This window comes from Maribacter sp. PR1, from assembly GCF_028464145.1.
Lineage (GTDB): Bacteria > Bacteroidota > Bacteroidia > Flavobacteriales > Flavobacteriaceae > Maribacter.
Genome location: NZ_JAQPCG010000001.1, coordinates 78723 through 93633 on the forward strand (window position 1 = coordinate 78723; position 14911 = coordinate 93633).

General features: G+C 39.9%; 15 protein-coding genes. 8 read left to right on the forward strand and 7 right to left on the reverse strand.

The window, feature by feature from the left end; translation table 11 throughout:
* Nucleotides 1–6: 6 nt before the first annotated feature.
* From PP182_RS00355 to PP182_RS00375, 5 genes are all read right to left on the reverse strand, one after another.
* Nucleotides 7–795: an SDR family NAD(P)-dependent oxidoreductase gene (locus PP182_RS00355; protein ID WP_272649343.1), complete on the reverse strand. Its 789-nt coding sequence runs from the start codon at nucleotides 793–795 to the stop codon at nucleotides 7–9.
* Between the two features lie 288 nt (nucleotides 796–1083).
* Nucleotides 1084–2883: a translational GTPase TypA gene (gene typA / locus PP182_RS00360; RefSeq protein ID WP_272649344.1), complete on the reverse strand. Its 1800-nt coding sequence runs from the start codon at nucleotides 2881–2883 to the stop codon at nucleotides 1084–1086.
* 94 nt (nucleotides 2884–2977) lie between these two features.
* Complete coding sequence (locus PP182_RS00365; protein ID WP_272649345.1) at nucleotides 2978–3511, reverse strand: hypothetical protein; 534 nt, start codon at nucleotides 3509–3511, stop codon at nucleotides 2978–2980.
* A 12-nt stretch (nucleotides 3512–3523) separates the two neighbouring features.
* Nucleotides 3524–4072 carry a hypothetical protein gene (locus PP182_RS00370; protein WP_272649346.1) on the reverse strand — a complete coding sequence of 183 codons (549 nt, stop codon included), beginning with the start codon at nucleotides 4070–4072 and terminating at the stop codon, nucleotides 3524–3526.
* Between the two features lie 337 nt (nucleotides 4073–4409).
* Nucleotides 4410–4991 carry a hypothetical protein gene (locus tag PP182_RS00375; RefSeq protein ID WP_272649347.1) on the reverse strand — a complete coding sequence of 194 codons (582 nt, stop codon included), beginning with the start codon at nucleotides 4989–4991 and terminating at the stop codon, nucleotides 4410–4412.
* A 76-nt stretch (nucleotides 4992–5067) separates the two neighbouring features.
* Here PP182_RS00375 and kdsA point away from each other — a divergent pair, with 76 nt between their 5' ends.
* The gene (gene kdsA, locus PP182_RS00380; protein ID WP_272649348.1) at nucleotides 5068–5892 is read left to right on the forward strand and encodes a 3-deoxy-8-phosphooctulonate synthase; all 825 of its coding nucleotides are present in this window, start codon (nucleotides 5068–5070) and stop codon (nucleotides 5890–5892) included.
* 24 nt (nucleotides 5893–5916) lie between these two features.
* On the opposite strand, the gene PP182_RS00385 is transcribed toward kdsA, so the two are convergent.
* The gene (locus PP182_RS00385; RefSeq protein WP_272649349.1) at nucleotides 5917–6900 is read right to left on the reverse strand and encodes a helix-turn-helix domain-containing protein; all 984 of its coding nucleotides are present in this window, start codon (nucleotides 6898–6900) and stop codon (nucleotides 5917–5919) included.
* 80 nt (nucleotides 6901–6980) lie between these two features.
* On the opposite strand from PP182_RS00385, the gene PP182_RS00390 reads away from it, so the two are divergent.
* The 5 genes from PP182_RS00390 to PP182_RS00410 all read left to right on the forward strand — a co-directional run bounded on the left by PP182_RS00390 (nucleotide 6981) and on the right by PP182_RS00410 (nucleotide 12345).
* Nucleotides 6981–9320: a TonB-dependent receptor gene (locus tag PP182_RS00390; protein WP_272649350.1), complete on the forward strand. Its 2340-nt coding sequence runs from the start codon at nucleotides 6981–6983 to the stop codon at nucleotides 9318–9320.
* 91 nt (nucleotides 9321–9411) lie between these two features.
* Nucleotides 9412–10131, forward strand: coding sequence for a DUF4198 domain-containing protein (locus PP182_RS00395; RefSeq protein WP_272649351.1), 720 nt, complete (start codon nucleotides 9412–9414; stop codon nucleotides 10129–10131).
* Nucleotides 10132–10134: 3 nt separating this feature from the next.
* Nucleotides 10135–10467, forward strand: coding sequence for a hypothetical protein (locus PP182_RS00400; protein WP_272649352.1), 333 nt, complete (start codon nucleotides 10135–10137; stop codon nucleotides 10465–10467).
* A gap of 1 nt (nucleotide 10468) precedes the next feature.
* The gene (locus tag PP182_RS00405) at nucleotides 10469–10768 is read left to right on the forward strand and encodes a hypothetical protein (protein ID WP_272649353.1); all 300 of its coding nucleotides are present in this window, start codon (nucleotides 10469–10471) and stop codon (nucleotides 10766–10768) included.
* Between the two features lie 2 nt (nucleotides 10769–10770).
* Nucleotides 10771–12345 (forward strand): PepSY-associated TM helix domain-containing protein, encoded by a 1575-nt coding sequence (locus PP182_RS00410; protein WP_272649354.1) that lies wholly within the window; start codon nucleotides 10771–10773, stop codon nucleotides 12343–12345.
* Nucleotides 12346–12349: 4 nt separating this feature from the next.
* On the opposite strand, the gene PP182_RS00415 is transcribed toward PP182_RS00410, so the two are convergent.
* The gene (locus PP182_RS00415) at nucleotides 12350–12718 is read right to left on the reverse strand and encodes a DUF1801 domain-containing protein (RefSeq protein WP_272649355.1); all 369 of its coding nucleotides are present in this window, start codon (nucleotides 12716–12718) and stop codon (nucleotides 12350–12352) included.
* Nucleotides 12719–12811: 93 nt separating this feature from the next.
* Between PP182_RS00415 and PP182_RS00420 the strand changes: the two genes are divergently transcribed.
* Nucleotides 12812–13717 carry a phospholipase A gene (locus tag PP182_RS00420; protein WP_272649356.1) on the forward strand — a complete coding sequence of 302 codons (906 nt, stop codon included), beginning with the start codon at nucleotides 12812–12814 and terminating at the stop codon, nucleotides 13715–13717.
* Between the two features lie 77 nt (nucleotides 13718–13794).
* The gene (locus tag PP182_RS00425; protein ID WP_272649357.1) at nucleotides 13795–14910 is read left to right on the forward strand and encodes an Sb-PDE family phosphodiesterase; all 1116 of its coding nucleotides are present in this window, start codon (nucleotides 13795–13797) and stop codon (nucleotides 14908–14910) included.
* Nucleotide 14911 lies beyond the last annotated feature (1 nt).

The window sequence follows — 14911 nt, forward strand, 5'->3', positions numbered from 1 at the left end:
CGTTTCCTACATGGCCTTATGCCCTGCACTTGATTCCTTAAACTGCTCGTAAATTTGAGTAACTTTATTGTCATATTTGCTAGGTTCCATAAAGTTCAGCTTGCTATCTTTTTCCCTTTCTTCACCTCCAAAAACCACATGAAGCTCTTTGTTCATCAAGCCTTCAAGGGAACGTTTGGCAACTAACTCTGGCGAATCCATTTCCATACCTTCAAACTTTTGCATCATATCCGTATCCGTAGCAGTGGGATAAGAACAAGTGACCGAAACGTTAAAAGGTGCCAGCTCCCTTCTCATGGAATCTGAAAACTGACGAATTGCGGCTTTGGTACTTCCATACACCGCATAGAAGGGCATTCCTATTAATCCAAGTCCCGAAGAAATATTTAGAATCGAACCTTCTTCCGAAGACTTTAATAATGGAATACAGTACTTGGTCAATAATAATATTGCCGTATAATTAACGGCTACTTGATCATAAATCTCTTCATCGGGCAATTCCTCCATAGGACCGGCGGAAACTATACCGGCATTATTGATCAACACATCTAAATATCCCCATTTATCCTCTATCCGCGCTGCGGCCTCCCTAAGAACGTCGATATTTCCCACATCGCCCGAGATACGAAGAAACTTAACTTCAGGGTAAGACTCCGACAGTTCTTTTAAACTTTTTTTATCCCTCGCAATAATGGCCAAGTGAGTAACCCCCTCATTAATTAATTCTTTTACCATGCATTTACCAATTCCCCTTGTACCCCCAGTAATGAGCACTCTTTTTCCTTTCAATTGCATTTTAGTCCTTGTTAAGTTGTTTGTTAGTTTACGTACTTAAGAAACTTTAAATTAGAAAAAAAAATAAGGAAGGATTAAACAAAACAAGTAAAGAAAAAATTATTACGAAACTGATATTAATAGTCGTGTTTATATCCGTAAATAAGAAAAAACCTATAAAAAAATTAACATTTCAGAAATTGACTTTTTACTGAGATGATCAGATTAGTCCAAATTTTAATAAAAGTATTATTATTGAAAATGAACTGACATATAATAAAAAAGCCCCGAATAATTCGAGGCTTTTTGTTAAGCTATTTTGTTACGTTTCCGATCATTTTCGGTAAGGTATATTTTACGCAAGCGTAAATGTTTGGGTGTTACCTCAACATATTCGTCCTTTTGGATATATTCCAAGGCCTCTTCCAAGGAAAATTTAATAGCCGGAACTATTTTCGCCTTATCATCCGCACCAGATGAACGAACATTCGAAAGTTTTTTAGTCTTGGTAATGTTTACCGTCATATCGTCTCCCCTAGAGTTTTCACCAATAACCTGGCCTTCATAAATATCCTCTCCTGGATCTACGAAGAACTTACCTCTATCCTGTAATTTATCTATGGAATAGGGAATAGCTTTACCCATTTCCATGGAAACTAAGGAACCGTTCTGACGTTGGGGTATATCGCCTTTCATAGGTTGGTACTCCAAAAATCGGTGTGCCATGATGGCCTCACCAGCTGTTGCAGTCAAAAGTTGATTTCTTAATCCTATAATTCCTCTGGAAGGAATTTGGAATTCGCACACCATTCTATCGCCTCTAGCTTCCATACTGGTCATCTCCCCTTTACGTATAGATACCATTTCCACAGCTTTTCCGGATACCTCCTCTGGCAAATCGATGGTTAAAAACTCTATAGGTTCGCACTTTACACCATCGATCTCTTTGATAATAACCTGTGGCTGGCCAATCTGTAATTCATACCCTTCTCTCCTCATGGTCTCAATTAATACGGAAAGGTGTAATACGCCACGGCCAAAAACCAAGAATTTATCGGCACTATCGGTTTCATTGACACGTAAGGCCAAATTCTTTTCCAATTCACGTTCTAAACGTTCTTTAATATGTCTAGAGGTTACAAACTTACCGTCCTTCCCAAAAAACGGACTATCGTTTATTGTAAATAACATACTCATGGTAGGTTCGTCAATGGCTATCGTCTTTAATCCTTCAGGATTTTCAAAATCCGCTACGGTGTCCCCGATTTCAAATCCTTCAACACCAACCAAGGCACAAATATCGCCAGCTTCTACTGAGTCCACTTTCTTACGGCCTAGGCCTTCGAATACAAAAAGCTCCTTGATTTTGGATTTTACTATACTGCCGTTTCTTTTGACCAATGATATTGGCTGACCTTCCTTTAAAGTACCACGTTGCAGTCTTCCAATTGCAATTCTTCCTGTAAACGAGGAAAAATCCAAAGAAGTAATCAACATTTGTGTATTTCCCTCCTTCGGTTCAAAAGTAGGTACATGTTCAATAACCATATCCAACAAAGGCTCAATATTCTCGGTTTGATTTTGCCAATCCTCACTCATCCAATTGTTCTTTGCAGAACCATAGACCGTTGGAAAATCTAATTGCCATTCTTCGGCACCCAACTCGAACATTAAATCAAAGACCTTCTCATGAACTTCCTCTGGTGTGCAGTTTTCTTTATCCACCTTATTGATGACCACACATGGTTTTAATCCTAAATCAATGGCCTTTTGAAGTACAAACCGTGTTTGCGGCATAGGTCCTTCAAAAGCATCGACCAACAACAAAACCCCATCTGCCATGTTCAACACCCTTTCTACTTCCCCACCAAAATCGGCGTGACCGGGAGTATCTATGATATTGATTTTGGTATCCTTATACACTACAGAAACATTTTTGGAGGTAATGGTAATACCACGTTCCCGTTCCAAATCGTTATTATCCAGAATAAGGTCGCCTGTATTCTCGTTTTCGCGAAAAAGGCTACAGTGATACATTATTTTATCCACCAAGGTAGTTTTACCGTGGTCAACGTGTGCAATTATTGCAATATTCTTTGTGTTGGACATGAGGTCTATTTTAAGCGCGCAAAGATAGTTTTATTTTCTTTAGCTACACTTAAACATATGTTATTTTTATCTTATTGATTTTGAGTGGTTTATTTTACCTTCTCTTTCGAATAATCCAACCTAGCCTTGCCGCAAGAATCAAGGTTACCCCGCTATTAAAATCATCTTCAAAATAAGCGACTCCAGTTTCCAAACGATAAAAGAATCCACGCCTATAAGTACGTTGTAGGCCATATACAGGACCAATGGCAAGTACAGAGTTTGTATCCCAATTACCAATTAGAGCATTACCATCTTGGTACAAAAGCAGCCCTCCCAAATAGTTGCCGGAATTACCGGAAATATTCTTTCCTTTATCAAGCCTCCTATCCATGTTATAGTAATACCTGTATTGACCTCTTATAATGGGATAGACCCCAAATTGCGTTTCGCAACCGGTACATCCCCTTAAATTGAGCCCGGCAATTGCCTCCATGCTCAGCGTGGCATTTTTTGCTATTCCCTTTTCATAAAGTATTCCGGGCATTGGTAGACTTAATTGAAGTTGATGATCTTCAACATTATTGTCAAGTTGGGCAATAGAGGAAGTGATACTCAAAAGCAAGATGAACGATAGTGCGTTTTTCATCTTATGTTTATTTTAATTTAGTTCTTTTTTTTTGCCAATTACCCAACCTATTCGACCATCCAGATAAATAGTAGCAGAGGGATTATAATCTCCGGTGAAAAAACCAGGACCTCCTGCAATGCCAAAGTAAAAGCCCTTTGGGTAAGTGCGTTGAAAACCATATATAACGGCACCTAAATAGGCAATAGGTATATCGTATTCAATATTACCCAGTATAGGAGCTGTTATGAACGCATGATTTAAAAATGAAACATAATTTCCACTGTTGCCTGAAATATTTTTTTCTTTTGCAATTCTTCTTTCCATATTTGTGAAATATCGAAATTCAGCCCCTAGTACAGGAAATAAGGCCCAATCAAAATCACCACCTGCGTAAGTCTGAGTTACGGGGATTACCGATGCCTCAAAGTTAAAAGTGCTATTCTTACCCGCGCCAAGTTCATAGGAAACACCGGGTGATAAGGCGTTTATCCTAAAAAGCCCATCCTCAACATTCTTGTTGGACTGGGCGGAAAGTGAAAGAAAAGAAATAAAAAGACAAGCAAAAAGGTGTTTTTTCATAGATGAATTTTGGATTAAAATTGTGTCAGGATTCTATAGCAAATTCCGTACCAATTTCAATTAAAAATCAATTTCCTATTCTATCATTTTCATCCTCCAATCCAGTCTTTCTATTTCCGGTTTTTTTAATCTCTTCACTGCCAAAATCATAGGTTATACTGAATGCGACCTGTCTACTATCACTACCGCCCCTAGCATCAATAAAAAGGTCACCAAATTGAGTTGTTTCGCTCCAAGGTATCGTTGAAGGCTAGTCTTGCCGTGAGCTTATCATTAAGATATATTTTTTGAAAAGCTCGTCAAGAACCCCACGCATGTTCATTAAAAAAATAATGCTCTAATCAAAAGTCGGCTTCCTTGACTTCCTATTTGTAGCCACCCAACCAAATGTAAAATTGATGAGCGGTCCGTAACCGGAAGGAACGCCGTCACCGCGATAATAGCCCGCACCCAATTCCGCATTAAAGTTAAAGCCATTTTCATACGTTCTTTGAATTCCGTAGGTGACTCCATAAACTCCTAGGTTAAAATCATCGGGGCCGTCTATATTGGTCGCTAAACGTACTTGAGAGAAAAAAATGCTGCGAGCCGCGGCAATGTAATTTCCAGAATTACCGGAGACATTTTTATTCATCCTTTTTCTTCTGTTAAAATTGTGATAGTAGCGCACCCTTGTATGCAAGGTGAGTCCAACGGCATACCCTTCTTCATAGGTCGCATAACCAAATCCCAAACCGCCAGAAGCACTCACATTTTTAAAGAGCCCTAGTTCATAGGAAATTCCAGGAGACAGTAAATCGAATTTAAATTGATGACGTTCCAGGTTTACGATCCCAAAGCCTTTTTCGGTAACCCCGTTAATCTGTGCCTGTGCATCTAAGCCTACAAAAACAATGAGGAGAAAGAATATTTTTTTCATGTTGATTGATGGTTGTTGCGACTAAAACTAAAAACAATACCATTGAATAATACTATCTTTATGAAAAATTTATAAAATGGACTTGACCAAGATTCCCCAAATAAAACATACCGATTCCGATAATTTTTTTCTGCTTTCAGGTCCTTGTGCTATTGAGGGTGAAGAAATGGCGATGCGTATAGCGGAGCATATCGTTTCGCTTTCAGAGCAATTGAAAATACCCTATGTTTTCAAGGGTAGTTTTAAAAAGGCCAATCGAAGTCGCTTGGATTCCTTTACCGGAATTGGGGATGAAAAGGCCCTGAAAATTCTTAGAAAAGTATCCGAAACTTTTGGAATACCCACCATAACCGATATCCATACGGAACAAGATGCCACCATGGCTGCAGAATATGTAGACGTTTTACAAATACCGGCCTTTTTGGCCAGACAAACAGATTTGGTCGTGGCTGCAGCGGAAACCGGAAAAACGGTCAATATAAAAAAAGGGCAATTCATGAGTCCTGAAAGTATGAAACATGCCGTTAACAAAGTAACGGAAACCGGGAATCCACAGGCCATTATTACTGATCGGGGAACCATGTTCGGATATCAAGACATGATTGTCGACTTTAGGGGGGTGCCCACAATGAAACAATATGCCCCCGTAGTTTTAGATGTTACACATTCGCTACAACAACCGAATCAATCCTCAGGAGTTACCGGTGGAAGGCCGGCTTTAATAGGCACTATGGCGCGTGCTGGAATTGCAGCTGGAGTGGACGGACTTTTTATTGAGACTCATTTTGATTGCACCAATGCCAAAAGTGACGGTGCCAATATGCTCGACTTGAAATTAATGGAAAAGTTGCTGACGGATTTGACACAACTGAGACAGACCATAAATTCTTTGGACCAATAAATCAATGCTAATTTCCCCACTAAACTAGCCATTAACCCTGAATTTTTTTGGGGTCTTTCCTATTTCCCTTTTGAATGCAGCTGAAAAGTGTGTTGCGTTTTTGTAACCAACTTCCTCTGCAATTTGATAGATTGGAATGTCCGTATTTAGAAGTAGATACTTGGCCTGTTTCATTTTCCGCTCCAAACTATATTGATGGATGGTCATGCCAAAAACACGCAAGAATTCCCGATTCAAATTCGTTTTATTCATTCCAATTTCCTTGGAAAGTGCGGAAAGGGATAAATTCAAATGTAAATTATCACCAATCATTTTCTTCACGTGGGATAATTTTTTGAGGTTCTGGTGTCCTTTCGAAGAAACACGGGTAAAAACGCCCGACTTGTAGTAAGATATCTGAAGCGCCAGTAGCTCCAACACTTTTGCCATTAAATAAATACGGGCTGCGCCCTCATTAAAATTATAGTTGACCAAAGCATCCAGAACCAACATAACTTTATCCGTAATAGGTAAAACTAGATTGTCATCCACGAGTTCCTTGAACCTGTAATCCTTCGTAAATCCGTGATTGGACAGAAATGAACTTGAAAACCTAATTCTTATTTCCTTATAAGGGGTATTACCCAAAATTTTAAATTCACTGTCTAACGGTCTTACATTAACCAGATAGGAATCACCGCTTTCCAAAAAAAACTCCTTCCCTTTTAAGCTAACCACCTTTTCACCTTCCATTAAAAAGGATAGCTGAATAAAGTCCTCGGCAATCCTTCTTTTAAAGAGGACATCTTCTTTCAGTTCAAAAGAGTTCAGGGTAATCATAACGTCATCCATTGAAGCCTGTAAAACCTGCCCTGCACCAAATTCTTCCCTAAGGCCATAGGATGTAAAGGAATAATCCTTGTCCTCATACTTCTCCATCGGATTGCTCAATAATTCAGTTAGGAGTATATGGTCAAGCCTTGTCTCCACCGCTTGAACCGTTGTATTATCGCGTCTTTTTTTTACCATTTTCCGTCCGTTCACATTACCAATGTCTTATTATTTTCGCATCAAACTTATTTAGACTAATTAAAAATAACTATTAATAAATGAAAATTTTTTACACTTTATTTCTTTTTATAATCTGTGCAGCAACAATTTCTGCCCAAACAGGTAGCTTAAATGGCCGGGTCATGACAACTTCTAATTCCCCTATTTCGGACGCCAATATAATGGTCAAGGGTTCGAACAAAGGAACAATGTCCAACATCCAAGGATACTTTACCATAGAAAACTTACGCCCCGGAAACTATACTCTTAGACTATCTTCCTTGGGCTTTTCAAAAAAAGAAGTGTCCGTACTCATAAAGGCCAACGAAAAGACAGAGCTCGGTACTATTGTACTCATAGAAACCCAGGAACAACTTAATGAAGTTACCGTGGAAGGCCATCAAAACAAGTACGTGCAACGAGAACCATCCCAATCCTTACGATTAAAAACGGAACTGGTAAAGCTCCCACAAAACATTCAGGTCATCAGCAACGAACTGTTACAAGACCAACAGGTAACCACCATTATGGATGGCCTCACCAGAAACGTAAGTGGAGTCACCATGTTGGAGCACTGGGGTCAATTTGCCAGAATCAATATGCGTGGTTTTCGTTTACCCGCTTTTAGAAACGGAGTAAACGTGCAGGACAGTTGGGGACCATTGGCCGAAGACATGAATACGGTGGAACGTATTGAATTTGTAAAAGGTCCCGCAGGTTTTATGATGTCCGCTGGTGAACCTGGTGGTTTTTATAATGTAGTTACTAAAAAACCTACGGAAGATTTTATTGCCAATGCATCCTTCATGATAGGAAGTTTTGATTTTTATCGTGGTACGGTGGATGTAGGTGGTAAGGCATCCGATAACGGAAAATTACTATATCGTTTCAATGCCATGTACCAAACAACGGATAGCCACAGAGGCAATGAACAAACAGATAGATTTGGTATTGCTCCTGCCCTAACCTACAAATTCAGCGAAAAAACCTCCGTCACCGCAGAAATGAATTTGCAGGATGCAGAATCGTTCCTCGGTTCGGCCTATATTTTTGCACCTGTGGAAGATGGTTACGCCAGCCTTCCCCGTGATTTCAATTTTGTTGACACCAACTATCCTAAAACCGACATTCAAGAAGTTACTTTCTTCCTGAATGCCAAACACGAGTTCATCGATAATTGGAGCGTCGAAGGTCAAATGGCATATCTAAGATATGATCAAGTTGGTAACTCTGCATGGATCGGTGGACTCGACAGTGCTACCGGGGATGCTATTAGAACAATCTCGCAATGGGATGCCCTATCCGTCGGTAAATATGCGCAATTATATATCAACGGTGCCTTTAATACTGGCGCAGTTTCCCATAAAATATTGGGAGGCTTCGATTTTAGTGAAAAATCCTATTGGGCCGATTTCTCGGTTACACTTCCCGTGGATACCGCTGTCCCATTCAACATATACAATCCTGAATATGGTGTTGAATTCCCAGAGTTTGATCGTTCCGTGAACGTTCAACATCGAAATGGTGGAACTCCGTATAGCGCAAACACACTAAGGGGATACTACCTACAGGATGAAATTGGCTTTTTGGAAGACAAAATTCGTTTGACCTTGGCCGGACGTTATACCAACTTGCACACGCAAGGCAAAACTGAAAACGATGATGTTCTTACGCCCCGTATTGGTTTGAGCGTGGACATCCTACCTGATTTGACCGTTTATGGGCTATATGATCAATCCTTCTTGCCACAAGCAGGAATGAGTGTGGACATGCAGCCTCTGAACGACCCTGTGGATGCCAACGATATTGAGGGGGGGATAAAAAAGACATTCTTCGGAGGTCGTTTAAGAACTTCGTTAGGGGTATATCAAATCACCAAAGAAAATATTTTGACCACGGATCCCTCCAACCCAAACTTTTCCATGTACTTGGGTGAAGTTCAGTCCAAGGGTATAGAATTTGACCTCCAAGGTCAGGTTACACCAGAGTTCAACGTAGTTCTCAATTATGCCATTACCAATGTGGAAGTAACGGAAGACCCTAATCCAGACCTTGTTGGAACCAGAGTAGCTGGCCACGCCAAACATGTGACCAATGGTTGGCTCAACTATAACTTTGGCCAAACTTCGGTATTGAAAGGTTTTGGTGTTTCCTTGGGCTATCAATACCAAGTAGATAGGTCTACTTGGGCTTGGGCCGCCGACAACCAATCCGACCTACCGGACTACTTTAGAATGGACGGAGCCCTTTCTTGGAGAAACAGCAATTTTAGGGTTCAGCTGAACATCAACAATATTTTGGACGAATATCTCTATTCCGGTGCCAACTATGGTTCTTACCTATACTGGCAATCAGAACCTGGAATCAACGGAAGATTGACCGTAGCATACACCTTTTAAAAAATGGTTTGGAGTACAAGTCTTTAGTGTTTTGTTAGTTAAACCGATTTGCCCTCGGCCAAAAGTTGGGGGCGAATCAAAATTTTAAAAAATGAAAAAAATATCGATTACCCTATTTTTAATACTATTCACAATTGCCCCCACCTTTGCCCATTATTTATGGCTAGAAACCGACAGAACGGGAACTTTGGGAAAACGACAGGAAGTACGCGTACATTATGGGGAATACACGTATGGTGTTATAGAAAAGGTCCAAGGGGAGAATTTCCCTTCCGTTGCAAAATTCGATATTTGGGTCGTAGGCCCGGACGGAACCAAAACTTATATAGACACCAAAGCTTCCAACACCTACTATGTTGGACATTTCACTCCTACAATAAACGGCACCTACACGGTGGTTCTCAACAATAATGAAATTGAAGTTCTGGATTACACCCAATGGGATTTTGGAATCTTTAAAACCCATTATCATTCCACTACAAAAGTCCAGGTTGGCAACTCCGACGGAAATACCGCCATTATTAACGAAGAGGGTATTGCCATAAGGGAATTACAGCATGAAGGAGACGATATAAAACTTCAGGTTGTATTCAAGGGCAAACCCTTGCCCAAAAACGAGTTTAAAATCTTTGTCAGTGATCTTTGGACCAAAACCTTGGAAACGGACGGTAATGGTGTGGTGACGTTCGATCTTCCATGGAAAACAAAATATACCATGGAAACAACTTTTGAGGAACGGGTACCCGGACGCTTTAAAGGGAAAGACTATGAATTTATCTGGCATTGTGCCACCTATTGCATTACTAAATAGCCTATGTACACTTTTATTTTCACTCTAGCGTTTATCGGGTTTTACCTGTGCTATGCAACTTCTAAACGTATGGTCATCGCCAATAACTTCGGTTTTGAGGAATGGTGCTACGAAAACAACCTAATCTCCAATTCTATCGGTGTTACTTCACTATTAAGTGCAGCCTCAACCTCTATTTTTCTTTGGGGATGGGGTACGGGGCTATTTACCTTTATCATCGTTTTAATGACCGTAGGTTCCATCATCATCATCCTTCAACCACTGCGCTTGCTTAACTATTTGAGCTTAGTTACGGGGTTGTTGCTCTTTTTGCTCTTTCAATATTTAATTTCTTGATATGCCGGCACATCCTAAATACCTCAACACCAATTTTTGGTCCCGATTTTCCAAAATAACCGCGGCCATACTCGGTAGTTTTATGGTCACCATCCTATTGCACTTGGCCATTGCGAGCTGGTCTGACCATGTTACCTTAATCATTACCAGCACCTATTCCGCGTTTATACTATGGGCTGTTTTAATGATTTTCACTTTTCTGGCAAAAAACGGATGGAAGGTCTGGACCATATATCTATTGATCTCTGTATTACTCTTGATTATCATATACTATGGTAAATCCTTAAATCCCATACCTTAATCATGGAAAAAAGAACCTATAATATCCTTTTCCATTTGCATACGGTAAGTGGTATTGTTATCAGCGTGGCGTTATACGTTATTTTTTTTGCGGGGTCATTTTCATTTTTTAGGGATGAAATAGCCAATTGGGAACGTGGTCATAAAATTACAGTACAAGATCAAATTCCCAATGATGTTGATGGTGTATTGAAAAATCTTGGTGAAGATTATAATTTGGACGGGAGGGACATCGAGATTTCACATTATTTCAACGAACGAAATATTAATGTGAACATAAGTAGTTCCAAACATCCCGATGCTCGGAATGCGGACAAGCAGGGCACTTTTTTTTATTATGATACCCAAGATGGCTCAAAGGGTAGCTATCAGGAAAATTATAGCCTTGGCGAATTTCTATACCGATTACATTTCTTGGACCAGATTCCTTATCCATACGGGCGTTACCTTTCCGGTTTTGTAGCCTTCTTTTTTTTATTTGCCATCTTTACGGGCATTGTTGTACACTGGAACAAAATGGTATCTAATTTTTATGTTTTTAGACCTTGGCAAAAACTAAAGACGCTATGGACCGATGCCCATACGGCATTGGGGGTAATAGGTTTTCCTTTTCAATTTGTGTATGCCCTTACCGGCGCATTTTTTCTACTAAAAGCTCTATTGGTGGCTCCTACCGTTCTGGCTTTGTATGATGGTAATCAAACCCAATTATTTGAGGACCTGGAATACAGCCATCCCATTTTTGAATACTCCGGAAAACCTCTGGAAGTACCTATCAACATTAATAGTTATATACTACGGGCAAAACAAAAATGGCCAGGGTTTAACGTAACAGAAGCCCACATCTTCAATTATAATGATGCCAATATGCATGTCTCAATAAGCGGGCATTTGGAGTATTACTCAAAATTCAATGGTATGGGCAATGCTGTTTATAAGGTATCTGACAATAGCTTGGTAGCGCAAAAAAATCCCTTGGAAACCAGTTCCTATTTGGATGGGGTAAAAAATACCTTGTTCCGTTTACACCTAGGGGATTATGGGGGGCTAGGTTTAAGGCTTATTTCGTTCGTCCTAGGAATTATATCCTGTTTTGTGATTATTTCGGGTATCATGATTTGGTTGGTGGCCCGCGATAAAAAACATGTTCCAGAAAAAAGAAGACGTTTCAATACCAACGTTGTCAGAGTTTATTTATCCATTTGTCTGACCATGTATCCCATAACGGCCTTGCAATTTATACTGGTAAAGATTTTTCAACCTACCGATGGAAAACTGTTCATAAGTAACACCTATTTTATTGGGTGGCTCCTCTTGTCCATCATTTTTATAATCAAGAACGACAATATCTTTACCAATAGATGGACTTTAATTTCCGGAGGGATTTTAGGACTCCTGATTCCTATAGTAGATGGCATGATGACGGGTAACTGGTTTTGGGTCGCCTATAAAAATGGATGCCAACATATTCTTTTGGTAGATTTATTGTGGTTGGTTCTTGGAGGGGTATCACTTTGGATTGCTTTTTTCAAATTGAAAAGAAAAGCAAACAAGACCCTTGCAGGGACAAAAACTTGAAGTGCTATCGTTTGTAAAACCCATTTTTTCTGACCAAATAGGCATCTTCCAAAACTTCGGTCAAAACCTTGTCATCAATTTCCTCGAGGGAGGCAAAACGCAACGAACGTACTACTTTTCGCTTTTCAGAGACCATTTTATCCAAATGTTTGGTCAAATGTGCAGAGTTCCAAAAAGCGATATCCACGAATTGTTTTTTATGGGATGCGTTCAAATAGCAAATGGGAGACTTGTCAACATAGAAACAAGGAATATTCCATTTGTATTTTAGAGAAACCTCAGGAAGCGTTTTTTCAATAACCAGTTGCAAATGCATCAAAATACTCCTGTAGGGCTCAGGTTGACTGAATATGTAATTCTCAGCTGGGTTCATAAAAATCAATTTTTAATTGAAGCAGTATATTTTCAGTGTAAGTTATGGGGACGGGATTCAAATATATAGTTTTACACCTTTCAAGAAATGAACATGCCAAAAAAATATGCTACACTAATTTTTATTCTTACAATTTTTCAATTTTCCATTTCTTGTTTTGCGCAGAACAATGAGGAAAAGGATTGGATTTTTAAAAATAGTAAAACCCTGTCTGAAATGTGGGAATTGAAGGAAGAATACCACAGAGGCACCTTTATTATTACCTCTTACGAGCCTGTATATTTTACGGTGGGCAAATTTTCCACGAACACCAATAAGTTTCCCAGTAGCGAGGAAAGGAACAATTTTTTATCAGAACCCGTAGAACTTGATGTAGTGGAGGCCAAATTTCAGCTAAGTTTGAAAACCAAAGTTTTTTACAAGGCACTTTGGGGTAAGGCCGATGTTTGGGCAGCGTTTTCACAACGGGCCTATTGGCAACTATACAACAAAGAACTTTCCAGACCTTTCAGGGAAACGAACTACCAGCCAGAAATAATCCTAAATTTCCCATTGAACTTTAAGGTGTTGGGTTTTACGGGAAGAATGGCGGGAGCTGCATTTGTACACGAATCCAACGGTAGGTCCGACCCGCTTTCCAGAAGTTGGAACCGATTTAGCGTTCATGCTGGATTTGATCGTGGCCCCTTGCAAATCATGCTCAAAAATTGGATCAGGTTGGGCGGTAGTAATGATGATAATCCCCAAATTATGGACTATATAGGAAGAGCCGAGGCCAAAGTCACCTATGATTGGGGCAGGCAGCGCTTCTACGCCATAGCTAGGCACTCACTGCGGTTTGGCGATAAAAGTAGGGGCAGCATACAATTGAACTATTCCTTTCCAATTGTTAAAAATTTTAGTGCCCACATTCAAATTTTTGACGGGTATGGTGAAAGCCTTATTGACTACAACCACAGGCAAACCACTTTTGGAGTTGGGGTTTCTTTGATAAATTAAAGATTTTTTAATGTAAAATAAATGGCTAGCCGTTCACGAAATAAGCTCATATTCATACATTTGAAAAAATACCGATCATGAAAAACCTAATAGTCCTCGTTTTAATATTAACAACCATTACCGCAGTTGGTCAAGAACATTCACACCGGAGCTCAAGACCCTTGACCTTCCCGGATATACCTGGATATAAGAGTATTAAGACCGATTTACATATGCATACCGTTTTTTCTGATGGAAATGTTTGGCCTAATATTAGGGTACAAGAAGCCCTTCGAGATAACCTGGATGTTATTTCGCTTACGGAGCATTTGGAATATCAACCTCATTCCAAAGATATTCCCCACCCAGATAGAAACCGCTCTTATAAAATCGCTTTACAGGAAGCCAAAGACCATGACCTTCTGATTGTCCATGGTTCAGAAATTACCCGAGATGCCCCGATGGGACATAACAATGCGGTTTTTATAGAAGATGCCAACCCCATACTACAGGATAAAGCAGAAAATGCTTTCGCCGAAGCAAAAAAACAGAATGCTTTTGTATTCTGGAACCATCCGGCCTGGTATGCCCAAAACCCTGATGGAAATCCTATACTGAGCGAATTTCAAAAGGAAAGAATTAATAAAGGAGAGCTACACGGTATCGAAGTAATCAATATGACGGACTACGCCGAGGAATCCTTGGCCTTGGCTTTGGAGAATAACCTGACCATCATGGGTACGAGCGACGTTCATGGTCTCATTGATTGGGATTATACCGAGAAAGGAAACCACCGACCCATTACCTTGGTATTTACCAAGGAGAAAAGCATCCCTTCCGTAAAAGAAGCGCTATTCGCCGGAAGAACCGTGGCCGTTTACAATGATTTAATGGTAGGTAGGGAAGAATTTTTGGCACCTTTATTGCAAGCAAGCCTTAAAGTAGAAAGCGCCACTTATGCAGGAAATAGTAATGTATTGGAAATTGAACTGACCAACATAACCAGCAGCGACCTATTGTTTCAAAATGAATCCGCCTATACTTTTTATGATAGCTCCCCAGTTTTCGAAATTTCAGCGGGTGAAACAAAAATGCTTCATTTAAAAACACTCGAGCGAAAATCTGCGGTAGACCTAAAACTAAGAGCCTTAGGTTGTTTTGTTGCCCCAAAAATACAACCTGTAGTCACATGGACTTTTAATCCCAGCAATTAAT

What these genes read in the sequence shown, in the direction of transcription:
- PP182_RS00390 (WP_272649350.1), top strand. Translation starts at nt 6,981, where the DNA reads ATGAAAATTTTTTACACTTTATTTCTTTTTATAATCTGTGCAGCAACA.
- PP182_RS00425 (WP_272649357.1), top strand. Translation starts at nt 13,795, where the DNA reads ATGAAAAACCTAATAGTCCTCGTTTTAATATTAACAACCATTACCGCA.
- PP182_RS00355 (WP_272649343.1), bottom strand. Translation starts at nt 795, where the DNA reads ATGCAATTGAAAGGAAAAAGAGTGCTCATTACTGGGGGTACAAGGGGA.
- PP182_RS00420 (WP_272649356.1), top strand. Translation starts at nt 12,812, where the DNA reads ATGCCAAAAAAATATGCTACACTAATTTTTATTCTTACAATTTTTCAA.
- PP182_RS00405 (WP_272649353.1), top strand. Translation starts at nt 10,469, where the DNA reads ATGCCGGCACATCCTAAATACCTCAACACCAATTTTTGGTCCCGATTT.
- PP182_RS00410 (WP_272649354.1), top strand. Translation starts at nt 10,771, where the DNA reads ATGGAAAAAAGAACCTATAATATCCTTTTCCATTTGCATACGGTAAGT.
- PP182_RS00370 (WP_272649346.1), bottom strand. Translation starts at nt 4,072, where the DNA reads ATGAAAAAACACCTTTTTGCTTGTCTTTTTATTTCTTTTCTTTCACTT.
- PP182_RS00415 (WP_272649355.1), bottom strand. Translation starts at nt 12,718, where the DNA reads ATGAACCCAGCTGAGAATTACATATTCAGTCAACCTGAGCCCTACAGG.
- PP182_RS00395 (WP_272649351.1), top strand. Translation starts at nt 9,412, where the DNA reads ATGAAAAAAATATCGATTACCCTATTTTTAATACTATTCACAATTGCC.
- PP182_RS00365 (WP_272649345.1), bottom strand. Translation starts at nt 3,511, where the DNA reads ATGAAAAACGCACTATCGTTCATCTTGCTTTTGAGTATCACTTCCTCT.
- PP182_RS00375 (WP_272649347.1), bottom strand. Translation starts at nt 4,991, where the DNA reads ATGAAAAAAATATTCTTTCTCCTCATTGTTTTTGTAGGCTTAGATGCA.
- PP182_RS00400 (WP_272649352.1), top strand. Translation starts at nt 10,135, where the DNA reads ATGTACACTTTTATTTTCACTCTAGCGTTTATCGGGTTTTACCTGTGC.
- PP182_RS00385 (WP_272649349.1), bottom strand. Translation starts at nt 6,900, where the DNA reads ATGGTAAAAAAAAGACGCGATAATACAACGGTTCAAGCGGTGGAGACA.
- kdsA (WP_272649348.1), top strand. Translation starts at nt 5,068, where the DNA reads ATGGACTTGACCAAGATTCCCCAAATAAAACATACCGATTCCGATAAT.
- typA (WP_272649344.1), bottom strand. Translation starts at nt 2,883, where the DNA reads ATGTCCAACACAAAGAATATTGCAATAATTGCACACGTTGACCACGGT.